Annotated in this window: 21 protein-coding genes and 1 pseudogene; 13 read left to right on the top strand and 9 right to left on the bottom strand. The window is 60.5% G+C overall.

Translation table 11 applies throughout. From position 1 onward, the window contains the following. Positions 1-5 precede the first annotated feature (5 nt). Together OYW20_RS10555 and OYW20_RS10550 are read left to right on the top strand one after the other, a co-directional pair. A complete protein-coding gene (locus OYW20_RS10555) occupies positions 6-530 on the top strand; it encodes a CsiV family protein (protein WP_268800627.1) in 525 nt (174 codons plus the stop codon). 30 nt (positions 531-560) lie between these two features. After that, positions 561-3,263 (top strand): DEAD/DEAH box helicase, encoded by a 2,703-nt coding sequence (locus OYW20_RS10550; protein WP_268800626.1) that lies wholly within the window; start codon positions 561-563, stop codon positions 3,261-3,263. On the opposite strand, the gene OYW20_RS10545 is transcribed toward OYW20_RS10550, so the two are convergent. Continuing rightward, positions 3,253-4,920, bottom strand: a complete 1,668-nt coding sequence (locus tag OYW20_RS10545; RefSeq protein WP_268800625.1) for a VRR-NUC domain-containing protein — start codon at positions 4,918-4,920, stop codon at positions 3,253-3,255. The genes OYW20_RS10550 and OYW20_RS10545 overlap by 11 nt on opposite strands. Before the next feature lie 156 nt (positions 4,921-5,076). Between OYW20_RS10545 and OYW20_RS10540 the strand changes: the two genes are divergently transcribed. Continuing rightward, positions 5,077-5,586, top strand: a complete 510-nt coding sequence (locus tag OYW20_RS10540) for a nucleoside 2-deoxyribosyltransferase (RefSeq protein WP_268800624.1) — start codon at positions 5,077-5,079, stop codon at positions 5,584-5,586. A gap of 44 nt (positions 5,587-5,630) precedes the next feature. On the opposite strand, the gene OYW20_RS10535 is transcribed toward OYW20_RS10540, so the two are convergent. Then, positions 5,631-5,867: a hypothetical protein gene (locus tag OYW20_RS10535; protein WP_268800623.1), complete on the bottom strand. Its 237-nt coding sequence runs from the start codon at positions 5,865-5,867 to the stop codon at positions 5,631-5,633. A 78-nt stretch (positions 5,868-5,945) separates the two neighbouring features. Continuing rightward, positions 5,946-6,848 carry a LysR substrate-binding domain-containing protein gene (locus OYW20_RS10530; protein WP_268800622.1) on the bottom strand — a complete coding sequence of 301 codons (903 nt, stop codon included), beginning with the start codon at positions 6,846-6,848 and terminating at the stop codon, positions 5,946-5,948. Positions 6,849-6,976: 128 nt separating this feature from the next. Between OYW20_RS10530 and OYW20_RS10525 the strand changes: the two genes are divergently transcribed. Next, on the top strand, positions 6,977-8,074 hold the full coding sequence (locus OYW20_RS10525; RefSeq protein ID WP_268800621.1) for an AbrB family transcriptional regulator: 1,098 nt from the start codon (positions 6,977-6,979) through the stop codon (positions 8,072-8,074). A 145-nt stretch (positions 8,075-8,219) separates the two neighbouring features. Then, positions 8,220-9,005 (top strand): exodeoxyribonuclease III, encoded by a 786-nt coding sequence (locus OYW20_RS10520; protein WP_268800620.1) that lies wholly within the window; start codon positions 8,220-8,222, stop codon positions 9,003-9,005. Positions 9,006-9,060: 55 nt separating this feature from the next. Here the strand turns inward: OYW20_RS10520 and OYW20_RS10515 are convergent, their stop codons facing one another. Both OYW20_RS10515 and OYW20_RS10510 read right to left on the bottom strand, forming a co-directional pair. Then, positions 9,061-9,711: an LbetaH domain-containing protein gene (locus OYW20_RS10515; protein WP_268800619.1), complete on the bottom strand. Its 651-nt coding sequence runs from the start codon at positions 9,709-9,711 to the stop codon at positions 9,061-9,063. Beyond that, complete coding sequence (locus tag OYW20_RS10510) at positions 9,708-10,952, bottom strand: D-mannose isomerase (protein WP_268800618.1); 1,245 nt, start codon at positions 10,950-10,952, stop codon at positions 9,708-9,710. Before OYW20_RS10510 ends, OYW20_RS10515 begins: the two co-directional genes overlap by 4 nt. Before the next feature lie 248 nt (positions 10,953-11,200). On the opposite strand from OYW20_RS10510, the gene OYW20_RS10505 reads away from it, so the two are divergent. The 3 genes from OYW20_RS10505 to OYW20_RS10495 all read left to right on the top strand — a co-directional run bounded on the left by OYW20_RS10505 (position 11,201) and on the right by OYW20_RS10495 (position 13,508). After that, a complete protein-coding gene (locus OYW20_RS10505) occupies positions 11,201-11,686 on the top strand; it encodes a GFA family protein (protein WP_268800617.1) in 486 nt (161 codons plus the stop codon). 83 nt (positions 11,687-11,769) lie between these two features. Further along, the gene (locus OYW20_RS10500) at positions 11,770-13,311 is read left to right on the top strand and encodes an FAD-dependent oxidoreductase (RefSeq protein ID WP_268800616.1); all 1,542 of its coding nucleotides are present in this window, start codon (positions 11,770-11,772) and stop codon (positions 13,309-13,311) included. A 38-nt stretch (positions 13,312-13,349) separates the two neighbouring features. Further along, the gene (locus OYW20_RS10495; protein WP_268800615.1) at positions 13,350-13,508 is read left to right on the top strand and encodes a hypothetical protein; all 159 of its coding nucleotides are present in this window, start codon (positions 13,350-13,352) and stop codon (positions 13,506-13,508) included. Positions 13,509-13,582: 74 nt separating this feature from the next. Here OYW20_RS10495 and OYW20_RS10490 read toward each other — a convergent pair whose 3' ends face one another. Further along, entirely contained in the window at positions 13,583-14,701 is a 1,119-nt protein-coding gene (locus OYW20_RS10490) for an MBL fold metallo-hydrolase (protein WP_268800614.1), read from the bottom strand. Between the two features lie 187 nt (positions 14,702-14,888). Here OYW20_RS10490 and OYW20_RS10485 point away from each other — a divergent pair, with 187 nt between their 5' ends. Further along, complete coding sequence (locus tag OYW20_RS10485; protein WP_268800613.1) at positions 14,889-15,512, top strand: TetR/AcrR family transcriptional regulator; 624 nt, start codon at positions 14,889-14,891, stop codon at positions 15,510-15,512. Between the two features lie 81 nt (positions 15,513-15,593). Here the strand turns inward: OYW20_RS10485 and OYW20_RS10480 are convergent, their stop codons facing one another. Further along, positions 15,594-16,292, bottom strand: coding sequence for a DJ-1/PfpI family protein (locus tag OYW20_RS10480; RefSeq protein WP_268800612.1), 699 nt, complete (start codon positions 16,290-16,292; stop codon positions 15,594-15,596). Positions 16,293-16,456: 164 nt separating this feature from the next. Between OYW20_RS10480 and OYW20_RS10475 the strand changes: the two genes are divergently transcribed. The 4 genes and pseudogenes from OYW20_RS10475 to OYW20_RS10460 all read left to right on the top strand — a co-directional run bounded on the left by OYW20_RS10475 (position 16,457) and on the right by OYW20_RS10460 (position 20,895). Further along, positions 16,457-17,437, top strand: coding sequence for a GlxA family transcriptional regulator (locus tag OYW20_RS10475; protein ID WP_268800611.1), 981 nt, complete (start codon positions 16,457-16,459; stop codon positions 17,435-17,437). 35 nt (positions 17,438-17,472) lie between these two features. Next, positions 17,473-18,574 (top strand): annotated as a pseudogene (locus tag OYW20_RS10470) (GntT/GntP/DsdX family permease); the annotation flags it as partial. Beyond that, positions 18,575-19,435 carry a MurR/RpiR family transcriptional regulator gene (locus tag OYW20_RS10465; protein ID WP_268800610.1) on the top strand — a complete coding sequence of 287 codons (861 nt, stop codon included), beginning with the start codon at positions 18,575-18,577 and terminating at the stop codon, positions 19,433-19,435. 2 nt (positions 19,436-19,437) lie between these two features. After that, positions 19,438-20,895 carry an N-acyl-D-amino-acid deacylase family protein gene (locus OYW20_RS10460; RefSeq protein WP_268800609.1) on the top strand — a complete coding sequence of 486 codons (1,458 nt, stop codon included), beginning with the start codon at positions 19,438-19,440 and terminating at the stop codon, positions 20,893-20,895. Between the two features lie 236 nt (positions 20,896-21,131). Here OYW20_RS10460 and fahA read toward each other — a convergent pair whose 3' ends face one another. Further along, positions 21,132-22,430: a fumarylacetoacetase gene (fahA, locus tag OYW20_RS10455; RefSeq protein ID WP_268800608.1), complete on the bottom strand. Its 1,299-nt coding sequence runs from the start codon at positions 22,428-22,430 to the stop codon at positions 21,132-21,134. Then, the gene (gene hmgA, locus OYW20_RS10450; RefSeq protein WP_268800607.1) at positions 22,427-23,743 is read right to left on the bottom strand and encodes a homogentisate 1,2-dioxygenase; all 1,317 of its coding nucleotides are present in this window, start codon (positions 23,741-23,743) and stop codon (positions 22,427-22,429) included. Before hmgA ends, fahA begins: the two co-directional genes overlap by 4 nt. Positions 23,744-23,778 lie beyond the last annotated feature (35 nt).

Raw genomic sequence — 23,778 nt, 5'->3', positions numbered from 1 at the left:
GCATCATGCGTTTGTTTCGCTCGCTGACCCTGCTGCTGATGCTGTTTGCACCGGCAGCTTTTGCCGATGGCACCTTCGGGGTTGAGGTCATTCTGTTTCGACAGATCGATCAACCTGCGGCCACTAACCAGCCCTCCCCGGAGAACTGGGCCGAAGGCGCACGCCGGCTGGTCGCCGAAGACCAGCGCTCGACATCTCTGGACGGGTTGGCCAGCAAACTGGACGCCAGCGGCATCTACAAAGTGCTCCTGCACAAAGCCTGGCAACAGGATCTCAGTGCGGCGCCGAACAAGGTCGCGCTGAGCAGCGGACAGGAGCAGTTTGGCCATTTCCCGATTGAAGGCACGGTCAGCCTGGCGCTGGCACGCTTCACCGACATCGACGCCAATTTCTGGGTCAACCAACTCGATGCCCATGGCGTACTGATCACCAGCGAGCGCATGCGACAGTCGACCCGGGTAAAAAATGGTGAATTGACCTACATGGACAACGGCAGTCTGGCCATGCTGATCAAGGTGTCTTCTCTTTAAGCATTGCGTTGCACAAGGCTACCCCGAACTGTGTCATCCCTCCTCGAAAAAGCCCTGGCCACGCCATGGGAGCCGTTATTCAAAGCGCAGAGTGTCGAGCGCGGGCTTAAATACGCCCGGGAAAAACGCGTCATGCTGCAGCACCTCAGTCCCGATCTTGTACGCACGGTGTGCCGGGGTTCGAGCCTGGAAATTTACACCCAGACCCTGCAATTCAAGGACCCGGCCCGCACGCGCAATTTCGTCGTCGCCAAATGCACCTGTCCTGTCAGAACCAACTGCAAACACTGTGCAGCGGCGCTGTTTTTCCTCCAGGCGCCGGACACCCTGCCGGGCGTGCTCGATGCCCTCGACAAACAGGCACCGGCGGCGGTCAAAGCCGACGACAAGCCAGCGGTGGCGGAGCGGCTGATCGATAATCTGCAACCCGCGCCCCGGCTGACTCTGGCCAGTTTCGAGTTCAGTGCCTACGAGCCACGCAACGGCAAAATGCAGCGGCACATTCAGCACCGCGCCGCCTTGGCGTTTGGCTACGGCGATGTCTACACCTCGGGGACGGTGCCCGCGGGCAGATCCACCGATATCGTGCGTCATCTGAGCGACGAAACCCTGCGCATAAAGCGCGACACCGAGCTGGAAACCCTGTTTCGGCGACAGTTGCTCGACCTTGGTTTTCGTATTGCCACGCGCCAGAGCAAAGCGCTGCCCGACAGTGCGGGCGAAATGTTCGAGCTGCCCAACGACAAGGCCTGGCTGCATTTCATACTCGACGAGTTGCCGGTATTGCGCGACCTCCAATGGAACGTGGAGATGGCCGACGACTTTGGTTTCGACGTTACGCCGGTGGATGAATGGTATGCGGTGGTCGACGAAGAAGCCGAGCGCGACTGGTTCGACCTGGAGCTGGGTATCATCGTCAACGGCGAACGCCTCAGCCTCTTGCCAATCCTGATCAACTTGCTGCGCAGCCATCCCGAGCTGATGACCGTCGACGGCATTGCCAACCGTCGGGATGACGAACAACTGCTGGTGCAACTCAACCATTTCACGCAGCGCGGCGGTGTACCCATACACGTTGCCCTGCCCTACGGCCGGCTGAAAACCGTGCTGGCGACCCTGGGCGACTTCTACTGGCGCGAGGACGGCAACGACACTATTCGTCTGAACACCGCCGACGCAACCCGCCTCACGCACCTGGAAGAGATGCCGCTGGTGTGGGAAGGCGGCGATCGCCTGCGTCAGTTCGCCGACCGTCTGACCAACCTCAAAAACAGCAAGGTCAAGCTGCCCAAGGGCCTCAACGCCAAGTTGCGCCCCTACCAGCTCGAAGGCTTGAACTGGATGCAGGCGCTGCGTGAACTGGAAGTGGGCGGCGTGCTGGCGGATGACATGGGCCTGGGCAAAACCCTGCAAACCCTGACGCATTTGCTGGTAGAAAAACAGGCGGGTCGCCTTGACCGCCCCGCCTTGGCGGTGATGCCGACCAGCCTCATTCCGAACTGGGTCGATGAAGCAAAACACTTCACGCCACAGCTCAAGGTGCTTGCCCTGTATGGCGCCAATCGCCATCAGGACTACGAGAGTCTGCAGGATTACGACCTGATCCTCACCACCTACGCCCTGCTGCCGCGCGATGCAGTCCTGCTCAGCAAGCAGTTGTTTCACGTGCTGATCCTCGACGAAGCCCAATACATCAAGAACCCCAAGAGCAAGGCGGCCGAAGCAGCGCGCGCGTTGACCGCACGCCAACGGCTGTGCCTGAGCGGCACGCCGCTGGAAAATCACCTGGGCGAACTGTGGTCCCTATTCCACTTTCTGATGCCGGGCTGGCTGGGCGACAGCAAGGAATTCAACTCCAATTACCGCACGCCCATCGAGAAACTCGGCAACGAGGATCGGCTGCAGCACCTGAATGCGCGAATCAAACCGTTCCTGTTGCGCCGTACCAAGGAGCAAGTGGCGACCGAGTTGCCGCCCAAAACGGAGATCGTGCATTGGGTCGAACTCAACGACGCTCAACGTGACGTTTACGAAACCATTCGTCTGGCGATGGACAAGAAGGTCCGCGACGAGATCAGCCGCAAGGGCGTGGCGCGCAGCCAGATCATCATTCTCGAAGCGCTGCTCAAGCTGCGTCAGGTGTGTTGCGACCTGCGTCTGGTGAAAAGCTTGCCCACCACGGGCCGTTTTGGCAGCTCCGCCAAGCTGCAAAGCCTGATGGAAATGGTCGAGGAGCTGCTCGCGGAAGGCCGCAAGATTCTACTGTTCTCGCAATTCACCTCGATGCTCAGCCTGATCCAGGCGGAGCTGGAGCAACGCGACATCGGCTATGCGCTGCTGACCGGCGCCACCAAGGATCGCCGCACGCCCGTGCAGGATTTCCAGAGCGGCAAGCAGTCGATTTTCCTGATCAGCCTCAAGGCCGGTGGCACGGGGCTGAACCTGACCGCCGCCGACACGGTGATTCACTACGACCCGTGGTGGAACCCCGCCGCAGAAAACCAGGCCACCGACCGCGCGTATCGAATCGGCCAGGAAAAGCCGGTGTTCGTCTACAAAATGATCGCGAGAGGCACCGTGGAGGAGAAAATTCAGCACTTGCAGCAGGAGAAGTCAGCGCTGGCCGCAGGCGTGCTGGACGGCCGGGTGGCCGGTGACTGGAAACTCAGGGATGACGACATCGAAGCGCTGTTCGCGCCGCTGCCGCAGGTGCCCAAAAAGGTCAAACCCTGAGGACGGAATGAACGTCCTCAGGTGCCCACTGCACATAACAGACCACCACCGGCATGCCATGCTCGGCGCAAAAGTCCAGCCAGCGCAGCTGGTTGTCCTGCAAGCGGTCACCCGGTCCTTTGACTTCTATCATTCGATAACGCCGCTGCTGCGGGTAGAACTGAATCAAATCAGGCATACCCGTGCGGTTGGCCTTGATGTCCTGCAACAGCCGGAGAAACCAGTGCCGCAAATGCGCTGCCGGCAGGCAACCCAGCGCTTGCTCCAGCAACTCGGGGGTCAAGGCGCCCCAGAACACGAACGGCGATTGCAGGCCGAACTTGCTCGCGAACCGCTCCAGAATCACCGTTTTGTAGCAATCACTCTCCAGCAGTGCCAGGCATTCATCGAACTGCTGCGCACGCCGCTGGTAAAAGTCCGGGCTGTAAAGATCACTGGGCCCGCTGTGGAACGGGTGAAAGAACGCTCCCGGCAGCGGCGCAAAGATCGCTGGCCAGCAGAGCAAGCCAAACAGTGAGTTGATCAGCGCATTTTCGACGTAGTGCACCTCGCCGCCTTCTTGCGTCAGATGTTGCTGGATCATCCGCTCGACGCTGGAATCCGCACGCGGCGCCACACTCAGGTCAAGTCGTTCCACGGCCCGTGCAGGCTTGCGCTTGGTCACCGGGCCCCCAAGCTTGCGCAGCAAACGAGGATAAACCCTCGACACGTGCTGGGTTTCGGCGTCGTTTTCCGGCGCGGCCTGCGCATCCTGCAAGAGCGCCATGGCGGACACATAGTCCTCGCTGCGCTCAAGCACCCGAATCCTGCGCACGCGTGCGCCAGGGTAATTCGATCGCGCGTAAACGCTCAGCGCCAACGGCCAATCCTGTTCGCGCTCGGCCTGCTGACCGATCTGGAACAACAGCTTGGAACGTCGCATTGACAACCAGGCATTGCCCGTCGTGATGTCCAGTGCGCGCCGGGCCAGGTGTTCAAGCGCCAGGCCTTCGTCCAGCGCCTGGCGGCACGCATGCAACTCAATGCAGACGTCGATATCGATCCGTTCGTTGATCGCCCTCGAATCAGCCGAAAACTCGACCTTTTCATAGCGGTAGATGCCCAGGTCCGCGAGCACGAACTCCGACCACTCCTGATAGAGATTGCCGAAGTACAGCAGCCGGACCCGGTCACAGACGGGCATGACCTGCAGACTGAAAACCACCTCGTCGAATTCGGTGAACCAATGCTCCAGCGCCTGGGAATGGGGGTAATGCGGCAGCAAGCGCTCCAGCAAATCCGCTTTCTTCTCGCTAGATCTGACGCCGTGGTCCTTGAAGCAGGTCGTGAGTTCGACCTTGCGCAGCAGCTGGAACAACTCGTTGAGGTCCAGCGCAGGTCGCGAATCGACCCAGGCGCATTCCAGCAATGGCAGGACCGCAAGGCGGACATCGCCGATTTCGGGGTAGTCCAGCTTACTGGCGCGGAACAATGTGCCCTTGCGCATCACCATACGCACCAGCAGCGCCTGCGAAGGCTGTGGCAACTGCGCAAAATGGCGGATGAAGGCACGCTCATGCTCGTCCAGCAAATCGTCGTAACGTCGGGCGATCCACTCGAGAACCTGCTTGAAGTTCTCAAGGTAGTAAAACGGATTGTCGAGGGGCGAACTGCTCACGGGCGCGGCACACAAGGGATTGTCTGGAAAGGCGTCAGGATACTGGTTATCCGTACAGATTCCAGCCCTTTCCTACAGCGCCGGACGCATCTACCGATCAACGGCGCGTTCGTCCGGCGTTAGAATCCGTACACGCCACCCCATTGAGAATTCGACATGACACACACCCCGTTACCGCGCATTTATCTGGCCGGCTTCGACGTGTTTCGAGCAGACGCCATCGAGCACGGCCGTTACCTGAAAGCGCTGTGTGAGGCCCATGGACTCGAGGGCCTTTATCCTATTGATAACGAAATAACCCCTGCTTCCAACCCACAAGGCACCGCTGCGCTGATCTGCACGGCCAACGTCGCGATGATCAGGCGCTGCGACGCCGTCCTGGCCAACCTCAACTTTTTCCGCGGCCAGGAGCCCGACTCTGGAACGGCCTTTGAAGTAGGCATGGCAGTTGCGCTGGGCAAACCGGTGTGGGCGTACTTCGAATCGGGCGGCACGCTGCGCGAAATGATCCCCCATGACGCCGGTGGATTTGATCAACAGGGTTATCTGGTCGAAGATTTCGACCTGCCGCGCAATCTGATGCTCGCGTGCACGTGGGCTGGGAGCAGCACCAGCGCCGAGGTGGGGGTGGAGTCGCTGGCGAAGTATTTATCGGGGCGGCCATGAGGGATCGTACCTACAGGCCGGAGCCGCAAACCCGACGCGAGTGTTCAGCGCAATGACGCCGAGCCGATATCGAGTTTGTCGGCATCGCCAAATTCATCCAGCCCGAGATCGGTGAGGTCCAGCTCGCCTTCCGGATCGCTGTCTTCATCGGCATCGGCGTCATTGAGGGGTGATTGATCGCCGCCGAAGTGGGAGTCGTCTTCACTGTCGTCTTGCTGAGCGAACGTCGGCAGTGGGTGTTGCCACAGCGGGGTGTCTTGCTGAATGTGCTCTGGGTACATGGGTGCTCTCCAACAAATAAGGCGGTTGAACGTGACCCGCAGGCTAACGCAAGGCGTGTATGGAAATGAACCCCGGCGTCAGGTCCACCGGAAAAACTCGCCGTTGCTGTCACGCAGCATCTGCACCATCGCATGCGCCGCTGGCGAGAGGTAACCCGCACGCCGGACACTCACGCAAATGGTCCGGGTCATCGTCGTTTGATCCAGGGGCACCTCGCGCAGGTGCTGCATGTTTTTCCCGTACTCAAGGGTTTCCCGGGCGATAAAGCTCAACAAGCGGGTCTGCGCAATCAAACGCGGCAGCAGCGAAATGGAGTTTGCCTCCACCTGCACCACTGGCAACGGCAGGCCGTTCGCCGCAAACGCCTCGTCCACCCATTTACGTGAAGAAACACCGACCGGAGGCAACACCCAGCGGTACTGGCACAAATCGGCCATCTGAAACGGTGCCTTGAAAACCGGATGGTCGCGACTGGCTATCACCACCGCCTGATCCGTGAGGATCGGGTGACCGATGAACTCATCGTCGTCCAGGCGCTGCGGGCAAATAATCATGTCCAGCTGCCCGGATCGCAGTTGCTCCAAGAGCATGTCGTCCTGGCCGATCACCAGTTTGAGCGTCAGTTCCGGTGCCCGCTTGAGCAGCGCGTTGGTCAGTTCCGGCAGCAGGTATTCAGCCATGGTCGCTGCGCAGCCCAGGCGGATGTTGCCCAGTGCGCCGCTGGCAAAGTCACGGACTTCACGTTGGGTCTGGGCAATGCTTTGTTGCAGTACTTTGCCCCTGGCCTGAAGCAGTTCGCCCACCGGGGTCAGTTTGATCCGACGCCCGTCTCGCTGGAACAGCTTGGTGCCAAACGACTCTTCCAGACGCTGAATGCTTTTGGTCAGCGCCGGCTGGCTACGGTTGAGCTTCTCGGCAGCGCGGCCCAAGTGGCCCAGCTCGGCAATGGTTTCAAAATAGGTGAGATCGCGCAGGTCCATATATCAACCAAAGTTATCAATTCATGATTATTATAAAATAGACTTGATCAATTGTACTGTCGATACTGATCTCGCCAAAAGACCCTACACCATCCCCCCAAAGGGAACAGCCTCACAAGGGAGACCCCATGCTCTGGAGATCCTCATTGTCGCGCCCCGCCTCATTGTCGCTGGAAAGCCTGCCTTCGCTGCTTCAATGGTGCCTGCTGATCGTCATGGCTGGCGCCGCCGGTCAACTCTTCAAATATTTCGAGGTCCCTGCCGCCCTGTTTCTCGGTCCGATGCTGGTGGCGATCGGCTTTGGTATCAGCGGTGCATCGATCCGTCTGAACAAACACGTCTTTCGCCTGGGCCAAGGAGCGGTCGGCGTGCTCGTCGCGCATTCCATGACCATGGCCGTGCTGCTGACCGCCCTGCACTCCTGGCATGTCATGGTGTTCGCGACGGTATTGACGGTGGCGCTGAGTGCGCTGGTTGGCATTGGCCTGGTGCGTTGGGGCGGCATTCAAGGCAGCACGGCCGCCTGGGGCACTTCACCCGGCGCAGCGTCGGCGATGGTTTCGATGTCCGAGGACTACGGCGCTGATTCGCGAGTGGTCGCCACCATGCAGTACGTGCGGGTTGTGTGCGTGGTGATGGTCGGGGCGTTGGTGAGCCGGTTGCTCGGGGTTGAAGGTGGCGGCACGGAGGTCCACACCGCAGTGGCGACGGTGCAGAGCCTGAACCTTGTGAACCTCGGTTTAAGCCTGATGGTGATCGTGGTCGGTGTCACGCTGGGATCAAAATTACCGGCCGGTGCACTGTTGGTGCCGCTGGTTTTGGGTGGCGCGCTGCAACTCAGCGGTTTGATGCAGATCACGATACCGCCGTGGCTGCTGGCCGTGGCCTATGGCGCAATCGGCAGCTACATCGGCCTGCGCTTTGACCGGGTAACGATCAACTACGTTTGGCGGCGCCTGCCGGCAATGATCTTCGGGTCTCTGTTGCTGATCCTTCTGTGTGCCCTGTCGGCTTATGTGATTGCAGACATGATGGGCAAGGATTTCCTGTCGGTGTACCTGGCGACCAGCCCTGGCGGCCTGGACGCGATGGCGATCATCGCCATCGATACTCACTCGGATGTCGGCTTCGTCCTGGCGATGCAGACACTGCGTCTGTTCGGGGTGATCGTGACCGGCGCCTTCATCGCCCGTCAGGTAATCCGTGTAACGGCGCGGATGGCCTGAGGGTTTTGGTGAGACTCAGGCGACGGTTTTAATCCGGCGCCATTACTGTCGAGCTCCTGCCGACTGTGCCTTCAGTCGCATTCGTGTTGAATCTTATGTATCACCACGTCCTCGAATGCTGAAACCCGCGCGCGAGGCCGCACCCGTGAACAGTCTGAAAATCGCCACATTCAATATCAACGGTATCCGCGCCCGCCTTCCTATCCTGCTGGAATGGCTGGAGACAGAGGCGCCTGACGTCGTCTGTCTTCAGGAACTGAAAGCGGTGGATGCGGCCTTCCCTGCTGCGGCCATCCAGAAAGCGGGCTACGGGGCAATCTGGCATGGGCAATCTTCGTGGAATGGCGTGGCGATTCTGGCAAGGGACATGGACCCGCTGGAGATACGCAGGGGTTTGCCGGGCAATGAAAAGGACAGTCACAGCCGCTATCTGGAAGCGGCGGTGCAAGGCGTCATCGTCGGCTGTCTGTATCTGCCCAATGGCAATCCCCAGCCGGGCCCCAAGTTCGACTACAAACTGGCCTGGTTCGAACACCTGATCGCGCACGCCGACACGTTGTTCAAGAGCACGCACCCGGTGGTTCTTGCCGGTGACTACAACGTCATCCCCACCGATCTAGACATTTACAACACCCGCTCATGGCTAAAGGATGCATTGCTCCAGCCCGAAAGCCGTGCCTGCTTTCAGCGTCTGCTCGATCAGGGCTGGACCGATGCACTGCGGGCTCACTTCCCGGATGAGCGCATTTATACCTTCTGGGATTACTTTCGTAATCACTGGAAAACTGACTCCGGCGTGCGCATCGATCATCTGCTGTTGAGTGCCGATCTGGCGCCCAGGCTCGTCAACGCCGGAGTGGACCGCTGGGTAAGGGATCTCTCCCACGCCAGCGACCATGCACCGACGTGGATTGAGTTGGAGATGGATTGAAGCGGTCGTGGCCCAGATCGTCAACAGCCTGAGGGCACCTCGCCAATGAGTTCGCTTATTCAGCGTGCGGGGTAGCAGGCACCGTGTTCAATTCGCCGACTTCAGCATCGAACAAGGCGCCGCGGCGCACCACAGAGCCGGGCGTCAAAAGCGCGCCGGGGGCCAGCACGGCGTTAGCGCCGATGCGTGACTGGTCGCCTATCAATGCCCCGAACTTGTCGCAGCCAGTGGCTATCAGTCGGTTATCAATCCTCACCTGCACGTGTTTGTCGTCGCGTTCGTTTCGGTAGTTGCAGACGATGCTGCCTGCTTCCAGGTTAACGCCCGTGCCCAACACCGAGTCGCCGACAAAATTGAAGTGTGCAAGCTTGGTCCCCGCGAACACGATTGATGTCTTGAGCTCAGCGCCCGGCCCGAACGTGCAACCTTCGTCCACCCAGCAACCGCCGCGCAGATAAGCACCTGCAGCGACGAAGCAGCGTGGACCCAGGATCAACGGGCCTTTGAGGACGGCGCCCTGCTCCACAATTGTGCTCTTGTGAACGGCAACGTCGCCGCGGATTTCGTAATCATCCGGCGAGAGTGCCTTGAGCAGCTCAAGCACTACCTCGGGCGCCTGCGCGACCAGCTCCCAAGGGTTCAGCGCTGACCACGGTGACAGCGGTGAACGTTTAATGTCGTTGATGAAGTCAGCCAGCCTGATCATGACAAGCGCGCCAACGCCGTTGCCAGGCTTTGCGCCAGCGGCAACATCGGCAGGAGGGTCGCCTGATAGGCGTGATAGAGGTCCGGCTTGCCCGGCCAGATATCTGCACTTGGCTGGTTTTGCGGGTTCAGCTCGTGGCGCCAGCTTCCCTGTTCGCGGTCGATGAACAACGTTTCGTTGAACTCCCAGAACACCCGATACCAGGTTTCGTACTGCTCCTCGCCAGTGCGCTGCAACAACGCAGCCGATGCGGCGGCCGCTTCGGCATGGGTCCAGTGCAGACGATGGCGCACCACTGGGCGGTTTTCCCAGTCCAGGGTGTAGACGATGCCCGGAGCGCCATCGACGTTCCAGCCATACCGGCAGGCGTTCTCGAACAAACCCCGCGCATCTGCGAGCAGCCAGGACGGGCTCGACAATTTGGCTTTATGCCGCGCGGCTTCGAGGTGGAGCACAAGGCGCGACCATTCGAATGCATGGCCCGGCGTCGTGCCGTAAGGGCGGAATGCGTCATCAGGCTTGTCGTGGTTGTACTCCAGGACCGCCTGCCACTGCGGATCGAAGTGCTCGATCACCTGATGATTATTAACAGCGGCGTGCTGATGAATCACCCGGTCCACGATGTGCAGCGCGCGGTCCAGCCATTGGGCGTCGCCGGTCACGTCGGCCAGCGCCAGAAAGGCTTCGGTGCTGTGCATGTTGCTGTTGGCGCCGCGATAGGCTTCTTCGCCGCTCCAGTCCCGGGCGAAGGACTCGCGCATGGCGCCCTCTTCTTCGCTCCAGAAATGCTGCTTGATCACGTGGATAGCCTGTTCGAGCAGCGTCTGGGCGCCGGGGCGTCTGGCGACAACGGCAGAGCTGGCGGCCAGCGCAACGAATGCGTGCAGGTAGGCGGCCTTGCCCGTGTCGGTGCTGTGCTCCAGCGGTTTGGCGAACCAGCCGCCATGCTCTGCATCACGCAGCGGGCCCGCCAGCGCCGCAACGCCATGATCGACCAACGCTGCAAATCCCGGCAGGCCGTTGATGTGGGCCATGGCAAAACTGTGGGTCATGCGTGCGGTGTTCATGGTTTCGGCGACAGCGTCGGCAGGCAAACGGCCTTGGTCATCGAGGTTGCCGAAGCCCTGAGGCAGGCGGGCCGCTTTGGCAAACGCCAGTAACCGGTCGCCTTCGTGCGCCAGCCAGGCCTTGTGCCCCGGTGCGCCAAGCCAGCTGCTGAAACCGCGATTCACGTGATCCATTGCTTTTCACCTATCTGTTCGGCAGGTTCGGCCCGCCATCTATTATTAGTCATGGCGAATCATGCAAGCCGGGACAGTTGCAGGCAAGTGATCGGTGAAGCGACGGTAGACCATTGTCTGTCGCGACAGCACTCGCAGCCGCTCCCAACGCCCGTCTGAGTGAGCATCGCAAAAAAATGCGCAGATCCCGACAGCACGTGGTCTAGATATCGAGAGGTAACTTCTCAGCCTATAACGGAGACGATCCCATGCATCTCGAAGGTTCCTGCCATTGCGGTGAGGTGGAGTTCAGCCTGACCAGCGTCCACCCGTATCCTTATCAACGCTGCTACTGCTCCATCTGCCGCAAGACCCAAGGCGGTGGCGGCTACGCGATCAACCTCGGCGGCGATGCCGCCACCCTCAAGGTCAAAGGGAAATCGAGCATCTCGATCTACCACGCGAAAATGCGAGACGGCGATCAGCCTGTCCACCTCAGCAGCGCCGAACGCCATTTCTGCAAGCACTGCGCCAGCGCGCTCTGGCTGTTCAGTCCAGAGTGGCCTGAGCTTATTCACCCCTTTGCGTCGGCCATCGACACGCCCCTGCCGACACCGCCCGAGCACACGCACCTGCTGCTCGACTCCAAAGCATCTTGGGTGGAAGTCCAGGCCGGTCCGAACGACCAGCAATTCGATCATTACCCCGAGGAATCCATTGCCGACTGGCACGAGCGATTGGGATTGGTGCGCTGATGGTTCAACCTACCGTCCACTACTTTCACTGAACCTGTCCATCAGCTCCCGACTCACACTAGAAAGCTGATAAGGATATTGATATGCCATTACATCGAGTCGCTGAACTGGCTGAGTTGCATGAAGACCGTGGGATTGAGGTAAAGCTGGGCGAGAAAAATATCGTCTTGATTCGGGTGGGCAACGAGGTTCGCGCCTTTCAGGGCGACTGCCCCCACGCGGGTGCACCGCTGGCCGATGGCGCGGTGTGCAACGGGCAGTTGATCTGCCCGTGGCACAAGGCACAATTTGCCGTAGACGACGGCCGCCTGTGTGAACCGCCGGCACTGGACGCTCTGCTCCAATATCCGGCACACGTGGTTGACGGCCACGTTCAAGTGGACGACCAGCCCATTGCCCGGCCCACGCCGACGCTTGAGAAAGACGCGCGCTGCTTCGTGATCATCGGCGCAGGTGCAGCGGGTACGGCAGCTGCGGCTGCGCTGCGCGAGAAGGGCTTTAACGGCCAAGTACTCCTGATCGATCGGGAAGAGCATCCGGGCTACGACCGCACAGCATTAAGCAAAGCGGTATTGGCCGCTGAAATGCCCCCGGAGCAGACACCCGATTTACGCGAGGAGCACTTTTATACCGAGCACCGCATCGAACGGATCTGGGGCGAGGTGATGAAACTCGACGTCACCAACCGGCGGCTGTTCATTGCCGACGGCCGCCGCTTCGATTACGACGCCGCACTGATCACCACCGGTGGCGAACCTCGGGCGCTACCATTAATCGGCGCGCAGCTGCCACAGGTGCTGACACTGCGCCACAGGGACGACGCCAGACACATTCTCGACGCGGCGAGGCCCGGCACTCATGTGCTGATCGTCGGCGACAGTTTTATCGGACTGGAAGCGGCCTCGGCACTGCGCAAAAATCAGGTTGAAGTCACCGTCCTGGCCCGGCACGAAACGCCCTTTGCCGCACCGTTTGGCGAGCGCATCGGGCGTGCGATTCGCGCCTTGCACGAGGAGCACGGTGTGGTCTTCCGAACGCACGTTGAAGTCAGCCGTTTCGAAGGTGATACCGCCGGCAGCGCTCTCGCCCATGCCGTGCTGAGCAGCGGTGAAAAAATGCCGGTGGATCTCGCGCTCATCGGCATTGGCGTAGACCCGGCCACGCAATTTATCGATGGCGTGACCCTGGAAAAGGACGGCTCACTCAAGGTCGACGGCGCAATGCGCGTGACCGACAACGTATGGGCCGCCGGGGACATTGCCACGTTCCCGCTGGCTGACAGCCCTGTGCGGATTGAACACTGGCGGGTGGCTCAGCAACAGGCTCGAATCGCCGCAAGCAACATGCTTGGCGCGGACGAGCGCTATACGGATGTGCCTTATTTCTGGACGCTGCACTTTGATAAGCGCGTCGACTATCTGGGCCATGCCGACAAGTGGGATGACATCGTTTATCTGGGTGAACCTGAGACTTTCGAGTTTCTCGCCTTGATGTGTCGCCAAGGCGTGGTAGTCGCCGCAGTGGCTTGCAAGCGAGAGCGCGAAATGGCCATGTTGGCCGAGCGCATGAAACAACCCCTGTTCGTGAATGAGGCGCTGATGCTGATCACGGCGATGGCGTCGTAAGTCGGGCAACCCACAGGCAATAAAGCCGAGGATAAGACATGACTCAGGAATCGGAACGCGAAGACCTCAATCACACTGCGGAGAACGCGGGAAAGGTCGGCGACAAGCACAAGCAACTCAACGAGCAGGGTGAGCACCCCAGGCCCCGGTCGCCCGATGATCCCGACGACGAAACCGATCCAGCAAACCACGAGTAGCGTTTGCCACTGCCGCTTTCCCCCAACAGGGGAGCGGCGGCTAGTGCAGGCAATTGCTTCTGGCAGTGTGCTGATCAGCCCCGGTTATGAACCTGATGCGAGGAATCTGCGCTCAGGCAGCCACGTTTGTGGCCCGGGACGATTTCAGGTGCGCCTTCGTCTTCATCGACGCTCTCCACTGTGGTCCACCACGCCTCTCCCCGGTGCGGGTAATCCACGTAGAACGGCTGGCCCATCTGCGGCGTAGTGATCGACACGCTGCGCTCCCATGCCAATCCTAGGATGCGGTCGAACGGTTCGTGCCAGGCGTGCATGGCCAGGTCGAACGTGCCGTTGTGGATCGGCAACATCCATTTGCCGCGCAAATCGAGATGCGCCTGCAACGTTTCCTCCGGCTGCATGTGCACGTCCGGCCAATCGACGTTGTAGGCACCGGTTTCCATCAGCGTCAGATCAAACGGGCCGTAGTGCTCACCAATGACTTTGAAGCCGCTGTGATAGCCAGTATCGCCGCTGAAGAAAATCCGCTGTTGATCGTTGATCATCACCCACGACGCCCAAAGCGTTTGATTGCCGTCACGCAGGGAGCGCCCGGAAAAGTGCTGCGCAGGCGTGGCGACAAATTGAATCCCGTGAATGTCGGTGGATTGCCACCAGTTCAACTGCTGGACTTTTTCTGCTGCCACACCCCACTCGATCAGCGTGTCGCCGACACCAATGGGCGCAATGAAGTGCTCGGTTTTGTCCTTGAGCACCTGAATGGTCATGTGGTCCAGGTGGTCGTAGTGATTGTGGGACAGAATTACCGCCTTGAGCGGCGGCAAGTCCTCAAGGCTGATCGGGGGCAGGTGAAAACGCTGCGGCCCGGCCCATTGAACGGGCGAGGCTCGCTCGGCGAATACCGGATCAGTCAAAAAATACGCGTCACGCATTTTGAGCAAAACAGTCGAATGCCCCAGTCGGTAGACCGTGTTGTTCGGCGCTGCCAGCAATTGCTGGCGGGACAGCGGCTGGACCGGTATTTCCCCGGCAGGACGCGTGTGGCGAGGCTTGTTGACCATGGCATTCCAGAAAATCCGCATAGTCTTGAAGAAGCCGGAACGGTTCATCGGTTTGTGGTTGCTGTAGCGCCCTTCGTGCCGGGACAAAACAGGCAACGAGGTCATGTCATCGTGGTTTTCGGTCAAGGCCATGGGTGCTGACTCCAGTGAAGCGGTTGGAGGGTGTGCAGGAGCTAATGCTTTGCAGGATGTTGCATCTGGCGGCAAGAATTAAGCGAGAAGTTGTAACAGGCCTTTACACTACACAGTGTAGTTTCAAGCTTGCATCAATCGCAATCGCAAGTAAACTGCCCAGTGTAATTTTCTTGAAGCGAAACCGATGACTGTCCCTTTGCGCCTGACCGACCGAAAACGAGAATCCATTGTGCTGGCCGCCATTGCCGAGTTCCGCGACAGCGGTTTCGAGGTCACCAGCATGGATCGCATTGCGGCGCGCGCGGAGGTCTCCAAACGCACGGTCTACAACCATTTCCCCAGTAAAGAAGAGCTATTTGCAGAAATCCTGCAGCGACTTTGGGTCAATGCCACTGATCAGCCAGACGCGTCCTACAAGCCGGAAGTCGGTTTGCGCGAACAATTGCGCGAGATGCTCAAGGCCAAGATGAAGACCCTGAGCAACAGCAATTTCATCGACCTGGCGCGAGTGGCCATTGGCGCGACGATCCATTCCCCGGACCGCGCGCAAACATGGGTCAATCGCCTGAACCAGCGCGAAGAGTCGTTCACTGTCTGGGTTCGGGGCGCGCAGCAGGATGGTCGTTTGAACGAAGTGGAGCCGGGTTTCGCAGCGCATCAGATCCACGCCCTGCTCAAGGCGTTCGCGTTCTGGCCGCAAGTCACCCTGAACGAGCCGTTGCTGACGGCTGAGAAACAGGCCTCGGTCGTGGAATCGGCGCTGGACCTGTTTCTCTGCTGTTATGAAGTGCGCAGAACATCTAACTGAAACGCTGATAAAGCTGTCGACTTGCGGCAGAGCGTCAGCACGCTAACGCCTGCCGCCTTGGACGCAATCAAACGGAACGAACTAAGCCGTTACTGGCGATTCAACCTGGCTGGCGACCACGCGTTCAACGATCTGCCGACGCGCCGCCAGCCCTGGCGCTGCACGCTCGGAGGCTGTCGCCAAAACCTCGGCGGATGCAGTGTCCGGGCGACCTGAATCGAACGGTGGCGCGGGCGCGTATTCCAGCTGCAACTGAACCAGTTGTGCTTTTTCTTCGCCGAACAGCTCGCCCAGTAACGTCAGGGCAAAGTCGATACCCGCCGTCACGCCGCCGCCCGTCATCAGATTGCCGTCACGCACCACACGCTCCTTGATCGGGATAGCGCCAAAGCTTTCCAGCAGGTCATGGGAGGCCCAGTGAGTGGTTGCCCGCCGGCCTTTCAATAAACCTGCAGCGCCCAATACCAAAGCGCCGGTGCACACAGACGTCACGTACCTGGCGTGTTTCGCCTGGTAGTTGAGGAAATCCAGCGTCTCGGCGTCTTCCATCAACGCATCGATGCCGACGCCGCCTGGCACGCAGATAACATCCAGCGGCGGACACGATTGAAAGGTCCGGGTGGGCATCATCAACAACCCGGTGCTGGACATGACGGGTTCAAGGGCCTTCCACACAAGGTGCACGGTGACACCGGGCGCGGTCGCGAAGACATCGAATGGGCCGGTCAGGTCCAGCTGCTGCACCTTGGGGAACATCAGAATGCCGATATTGAGGGTCATAAAAAGGTGCTCCAGGTTAAGTGAATCAGATCGGGGCGCTGCACAGCTCTGCGCAGTAGCGTCATCAGCGCCTCAAATGGACGAAAGCACTCTAGCCCGCTAAGCTTTGGCGGCTACGCCATAAAGCCCACCATTTACGCCAAGTGCCGCTTGACAGGTTGCCCATGCCTAAACCACCCAAAGCCATTCATATACTCGCCTTCCCCGATGTGCAGTTGCTGGACGTCGCCGGACCGCTGCAAGTGTTCGCCTCGGCCAACGAACAAGCCGTCAATCTGGGCGGCGCGGCGCCCTATTCGCCAACGGTGATCGCCCGCCAGCCCGGCAGCGTGATGTCGTGGGCCGGACTTGGCCTGCAGACGTTCCCTTTGCCTGAAGAGGCCTCCGATACGCTGATCGTTGCCGGTGGACGCGGCGTTCACCAAGCCCTCGAGGACGAACAACTGGTGGATTGGGTGCGTCAACAGGCAGCCTCGGCGCGGCGTTTGGCGTCCGTGTGCACCGGCGCGTTCCTGCTGGCGCAGGCAGGTTTGCTGGACGGGCATCGCGTGGCCACTCACTGGGACAGTTGCGAGACGCTCGCGCAGCGGTTTCCCAAAGTGCAGGTCGATCCCGATCCGATCTTTATCAACGAAGGCACACTCTGGACCTCGGCCGGTGTAACCGCCGGCATCGATCTGGCCCTGGCTCTGGTCGAAGCTGATCTGGGGCGCAACATCGCGCTGGCGGTCGCTCAGGATCTGGTGGTGTTTTTAAAGCGCCCTGGCGGCCAGTCGCAATTCAGTACCGCACTGTCGATGCAGCAATCGACGCGCAACACCGACAGCCGTTTCGCCGACCTCCACGCCTGGATTCTCGACAATCTGGCCAATGAGCTTTCAGTCGCGACCCTCGCCGAGCACGTCGGCATGAGCGAGCGCAGCTTCGTTCGCCATTACCGGGCGCACACCGGCAACACTCCGGCCCGCGCCATCGAGCAATTGCGTGTCGAAGCGGCGCGGCGCCTGCTGGGCGACAGCGCGTTACCGATCAAGCGCATCGCCGACCGCTGCGGCTTCGGCACAGAAGAAACCCTGCGTCGCAGCTTTATGCGCGCCGTATCGGTCACACCTCAGGCCTATCGTGAGCGATTCACCGCAAGCTAGCTTCCTGCATGAGGCAACCATCGCCCGTAGGAGGGATCTTGCGCGGGATGGCTGCCAGCAGCATTGTCGGCTGCTCTTATGAAGCCGGGGTCGGCAAGACCCTCGGGCACATTGCACTGGTGGTAGCGCTGGGCACCATGCTCGGCAAAATGATGGCCGAGTCTGGTGGCGCCGAGCAGGTGGCGCGCACGCTGATCGATAAATTTGGCGAGAAGAATGCGCACTGGGCGATGGTCTGCATTGCGTTTCTGGTGGGCTTGCCGCTGTTCTTCGAGGTCGGATTCGTGCTGCTGGTGCCGATCGCTTTTACCGTGCCGCGTCGGGTCGGGGTGTCGATCCTGATGGTCGGTCTGCCTATGGTGGCGGGTCTTTCGGTGGTGCATGCGCTAGCGCCGCCGCACCCCGCCGCCATGTTGGCAGTGCAGGCCTATCAGGCATCGGTTGGGCAAACATTGTTCTACGCGATTCTGGTGGGCATCCCGACGGCAATCATCGCGGGACCGCTCTACGCCAATTTCATCGTGCCGCGTATCCACCTCGCCGCCGACAATCCGTTGGCCAGGCAGTTTCTGGACCGGGAACCGCGCCAGACACTGCCCAGCTTTGGCCTGACCATGGCAACCATTCTGCTGCCTGTGTTGCTGATGCTACTGGGCGGCTGGGCCAACCTGATCCGCGTACCGGGCAGCGGCTTAAACAGCTTTTTGCTGTTCATCGGCAACTCGGTGATCGCGCTGCTGCTGGCGACATTGTTAAGCTTCTGGACCTTGGGCATCGCGCAGGGCTTCAACCGCGATTCGATCCTCAAATTCACCAACGAATGCCTCGCGCCAACGGCCAGCATCACCCTGCTGGTGGGTGCTGGCGACCGGCTCGGCAACAGTGGCAATGACCACCGCTTCCGGCATTGTCGCGCCTGTGGCGTTGGGTCTGGGCTATCCGCATCCCGAGTTGCTGGTGCTGGCGACCGGCGCGGGGTCGGTGATCTTTTCCCACGTCAATGACGGCGGTTTCTGGCTTATCAAGGAGTACTTCAACATGACCGTGGCGCAGACTTTCAAAACCTGGACGGTGCTGGAAACGTTGATTTCCGTCATCGCCTTTGCCCTCACGCTCGGCCTGGCACAGGTGCTCTGAGTGGACATTCTTTACCAGATACGTGCGCGACAAGCGTCTTTCAGCGCGGGCGAAGGCCGGGTCGCCAGGCTGATACTCGATAACGTGGCCTTCGCCGCCAGCGCCAGCCTTGACGAACTCGCTGCGCGCGCCGAAGTCAGCAGCGCCACGTTGTCGCGTTTTGCGCGCAGCATCGGTTGCCGTGACTTGCGCGACCTGCGCCTGCAACTGGCCCAGGCCAGCGGCGTCGGCAGCCGCTTTCTGACGCCGGACCCCGCACCGGAACAATCGGCTTTTTTCACGCAGATCGTCGGCGACATCGAATCGACCCTGCGTCAGCATCTGGCGGGCTTCGAGGAAGAGCGCTTCGCAGCGGCAGTGACCTTGCTGGTGCAGGCGAAAATGGTCCACGCGTTCGGCATGGGCGGCTGCTCCAGCCTGTGCAGCGAAGAACTGCAAACCCGGCTGGTACGCCTCGGCTACCCGATTGCCGCCAGCCGCGACCCGGTGATGATGCGCCTGATCGCCGCGACACTCGGCCCCGACCAGGTGATCATCGCCTGCTCGCTCAGCGGGCTCACCCCCGAACTGCTGGACGCCATCACGCTGGCGCGCAGTTATGGCAGCAAAATCCTCGCCATCACCCTGCCCGACTCCCCCCTGAGCCAACTGGCTGATGTGGTGTTGCCACTGCAGATTGCCGAAACCAACTTCATCTACAAACCCACCGCAGCGCGCTACGGCATGCTGCTGACCATCGACGTGCTCGCCACGGAACTGGCGCTCAATGCCCCCGAGGACAATCAGGAGCGCTTACGCCGGATCAAGCTGGCGCTGGATGATTATCGCGGCGCCGCAGACGGCCTGCCGCTCGGAGACTGACCATGCTTTACGACCTGATCATTCGCGATGCGAGGGTGATCGACGGCAGCGATACGCCAGAATTTCGTGCCGACGTGGCCATTCGCGATGGCCGCATTCAGCGCATCGGCCATCTGGACGGCGTTTCGGCCAGCGAAGAATTCAATGCAGCCGGGCGCGTGTTGGCGCCAGGCTTCATTGATGTTCACACCCACGACGACACGGTGGTGATCCGCAAACCGCAGATGCTGCCCAAGATTACCCAGGGTGTGACGACCGTGATCGTTGGCAATTGCGGCATCAGCGCGTCCCCCGTGACGCTGGCCGCCGCCCCACCCGACCCAATGAACTTGCTGGGCCCGGCTGAAGCGTTTTCGTACCCGCGCTTCAGTGATTACGTGGCTGCCGTGGACAATGCTCGCCCGGCGGTAAACGTCGCCGCGCTGGTTGGCCACACGGCGCTACGCAGCAACCATCTGAACGATCTGTTTCGCACAGCGTTGCCTGACGAGATCAGTGCCATGCGCCAGCAACTGCGCGAGAGCCTGGTATCAGGCGCGCTGGGCCTGTCCACCGGTCTGGCGTATGCGTCGGCTTTTTCGGCAGACACCGATGAGATCAAACAACTGGCGGAGGAATTGACGGCATTCGGCGCGGTGTACACCACGCATTTGCGCAGTGAGTTCGAACCGGTGCTGGAGGCGATGGATGAGGCGTTTGCCATTGGCCGCCACTCAAAGTCCCCTGTGGTGATTTCGCACCTCAAATGCGCCGGTGCCGGTAACTGGGGCCGTAGCCCGCAATTGCTGGCGAAGCTGGAAGCGGCTGCCCTTGATCATCCGGTGGGTTGTGACTGCTATCCCTATGCGGCGAGCTCCTCGACGCTGGATCTGAAACAGGTGACTGACGCGTTCCGTATCACCATCACCTGGTCCACGCAGCACCCCGATCAAGGTGGCCGCGATCTGAAGGAGATTGCCGCTGGCTGGGACGTTTCGCTGATGGACGCCGCCCGAATGCTGCAGCCAGCGGGCGCGGTGTACTACGGCATGAACGAGGCGGACGTGCAGCGCATCCTCCAGCATCCGCTGTCGATGATTGGCTCCGACGGCTTGCCCGAGGATCCGTTTCCGCACCCACGGTTATGGGGGGCGTTTCCTCGAGTGTTGGGGCATTACAGTCGTGACAAGCGGTTATTCCCGCTGCACACCGCCGTTCACAAGATGACCGGGCTGACGGCTTCGCGCTTCGGCTTGCATGAGCGCGGGTTCATCCGTGAAGGCTACTGGGCGGATCTGGTGCTGTTCGATCCGCAGACCGTGCGCGACGTTGCCGAGTTCACCGCGCCGCAGCGCCCCGCCGAAGGGATCGACGCCGTGTGGGTCAATGGGCATTTGAGTTACACAGACGGCCAACCGCAAGGCGAACGCCAAGGCCGCTTTCTGCCACGCAGCGGATCACTGGTGGCTGGATTTGGTTGAAGTCGTAACCCGGCCGCCGCCTCGGCAATCTGTTTGCACCTGTCAGAAAAACTGATAATTCACTGGTTTGCTGCCGGTGCCCGGCAGATCGTCAGCAAGCTGGACTCCTACGCCCTTCGGGCAGAATCACATCCAAACAAGCCAGTTCCCGCGCCTGCGGCATAAGCCAATGCAAACGCGAACTGCCCCGGTTTGCTTCGCAACGGCGCGGCGACGTCTACAGACCTTTAGGCCTGTCAACCGACGATCACCCCTCGGCATTCGCCGAAGCCAATGCTCACCTGCCCTTCGCGGCGACACCGGGCTTTGAGGATGACTTCGTCGCCAGCCAGCAAAAACGTGCGTGTCTCACCGCCTGGCAACTCAATGGAGTGTTTACCGCCGTGGGTCATTTCCAGAAGACTGCCCAATTGACCGGGATGCGGGCCCGACAGCGTCCCGGTACCGAACACGTCGCCCGCCTGCAACTGGCAACCGTTGACGCTGTGATGCGCGACCATCTGCGCCACCGTCCAGTACATGTGCAGCGTGTTGCTCAGCGCCAGACGATGCGGCGCCAGGCTCTTGGTCTTCATGTGTTCGGTCTGGATCAGCACCTCGAGTTCGATGTCCAGCGCCCCATTGTTCTGGTCCTCGTCATCGAGCAGATACGCCAACGGCGCGGGATCGCCCTCGGGACGTTTGGGCTGAGACGCGCGGAACGGCGCCAGCGCTTCAGCCGTCACCACCCACGGCGAGAGGCTGGTGGCAAAACTCTTGGACAGAAACGGCCCCAGCGGCTGGTATTCCCACGCCTGCAAATCACGCGCAGACCAGTCATTGAGCAAGGAGAAACCGGCAATGTGCTGGCTCGCCCGTGCAATCTCAATGGGTACCCCCGCCTCGTTGCCGGGGCCGATCCAGACGCCCACTTCCAGCTCGTAGTCCAGACGCTTGCTAGGGCCAAGGGTTGGCGCATCGGCGCCGGGCGCAAGGGTTTGACCCATCGGCCTTTTGACCGGCGTGCCAGACACGCACAACGTTGACGCGCGCCCGTGATAGGCAATCGGCACGTATTTATAATTCGGCAGCAAAGGGTTTTCAGGGCGGAACAGCAGACCGACATTGGTGGCGTGATGAATGCCAACGTAGAAATCGGTGTAATCCCCGACCCTTGCAGGCAGGTGCATCTGACAGTCGCTTATGGGGCGCAGCAAGGTGCTGCCCATCAGTTTCAAGCGATCGCGCTGCGGGCTTTTCTCGTCCAGCAAATGCAACAACTCAGCACGCAATGCCTGACGGGCCGAAGCGCCCAGGGCAAAAAAGTCGTTGAGCTGATCACGGCACGCAGTTTCGGCGGCAAGCCGTGCAACGCCATTGAATACGCTGGCATCCAGTGCCGCTCGCAGGTCGAAAATCATGTCGCCGATGGCGACGCCACAACGCTTGCCGGATTGACCAACGCTGAAAATCCCCATCGGCAGGTTCTGCAGCGGGAAGTCGGCATGGCCGTTGGCCGAGGCCACCCAGCTGCGCAGGTGCTTAGAGGTATTCATCGAGGGCTGTCCAAATCAGTGGAGTTGAAAGTTCTGGCGATGCCATTCCAGCAGGCGTCGTAGTCGCGTTGCAGTTGCGGGCACTGCAGCGCGTAAAGGCTGGGGCGCAGCACTTTGCCGGTTTCGAACATGAAGGCCATGGTCTGCTCGATCTTGTGCGGTTTGAGCTCCGCAGCCATGGCTTTTTCGGCGGTTGCGTTGTCCGGTCCATGAGCGCTCATGCAGTTGTGCAACGACACCCCGCCGGGCATGAACCCTTCAGCCTTGGCGTCGTAGGCGCCGTCGATCAACCCCATGAACTCGTTCATCAGGTTGCGGTGAAACCACGGCGGACGGAACGTGTTTTCCGCCACCATCCAGCGTGGCGGGAAAATCACGAAGTCGACATTGGCCTGCCCCGGCATGGCACCCGGCGCAGTCAACACGGTAAAGATCGAGGGGTCAGGATGGTCATAACTGACCGTGCCCAAGGTATTGAAGCGTCGTAAATCGTACTTGTAGGGCACGTTGTTGCCGTGCCACGCCACGACATCGAACGGCGAGTGGGTCAGCGTCGTCGCCCACAGTTCACCAAGAAACTTCTGGACCAGCACCACGGGTTCAGGCCGATCTTCAAAATGAGCGACCGGCGTCTGGAAATCCCGAGGGTTGGCCAGCCCGTTGCTGCCAATCGGCCCCAGGTCAGGGAGGCGCAAGGCGGCGCCGTGGTTTTCACAGAGGTAGCCGCGGGCCTCGCGGTCCTTGAGCTGAACACTGAACTTGAGGCCACGAGGCAATACGGCGATCTCCTGCGGCTCGATGTCCAGCACGCCCAGCTCGGTGACGATGCGCAAACGACCCTGCTGCGGCACGATCAGCCATTCGCCGTCGGCACTGAAAAATGCGCGCTGCATGGAGGTGTTGGCGGCGTACACATAAACCGTCACACCGTCGGCCTGATCAGCGGCCGAAGTGCTGGCCAGCGAGATCAGACCATCAATGAAGTCCGTCGGCGTTTGGGGGATGTCAAAAGCGTCCCAGCGCAGACGATTGGGGGTGATGGGCCCTTGGGAGTGGCCGGGGATTTGCGTTTCAAGGCGCTGGTATTGCGGGTGGCTGGCCGATGGCTGGATGCGATACAACCAGGTGCGCCGGGCCTCGCTGCGCGGGACGGTGAATGCCGTGCCTGAAAATTGCTCCGCATACAGGCCCAGCGGGTGACGTTGTGGGGAGTTTTGCCCCACTGGCAACGCGCCGGGGATGGCTTCGCTGCTGAACTGATTGCCGAAGCCGCTCTGATACGCAAGGGCGTTGGGCATATGTGCTGTGACCATCTCGGGCCTCTTGTTCTTATGGGCAGTTTTTTACG

The organism is Pseudomonas sp. BSw22131 (genome assembly GCF_026810445.1).
GTDB lineage: Bacteria > Pseudomonadota > Gammaproteobacteria > Pseudomonadales > Pseudomonadaceae > Aquipseudomonas > Aquipseudomonas huanghezhanensis.
The sequence above is the reverse complement of the archived record's forward strand: the minus strand, read 5'-3'. Positions and strand labels throughout refer to the sequence as shown.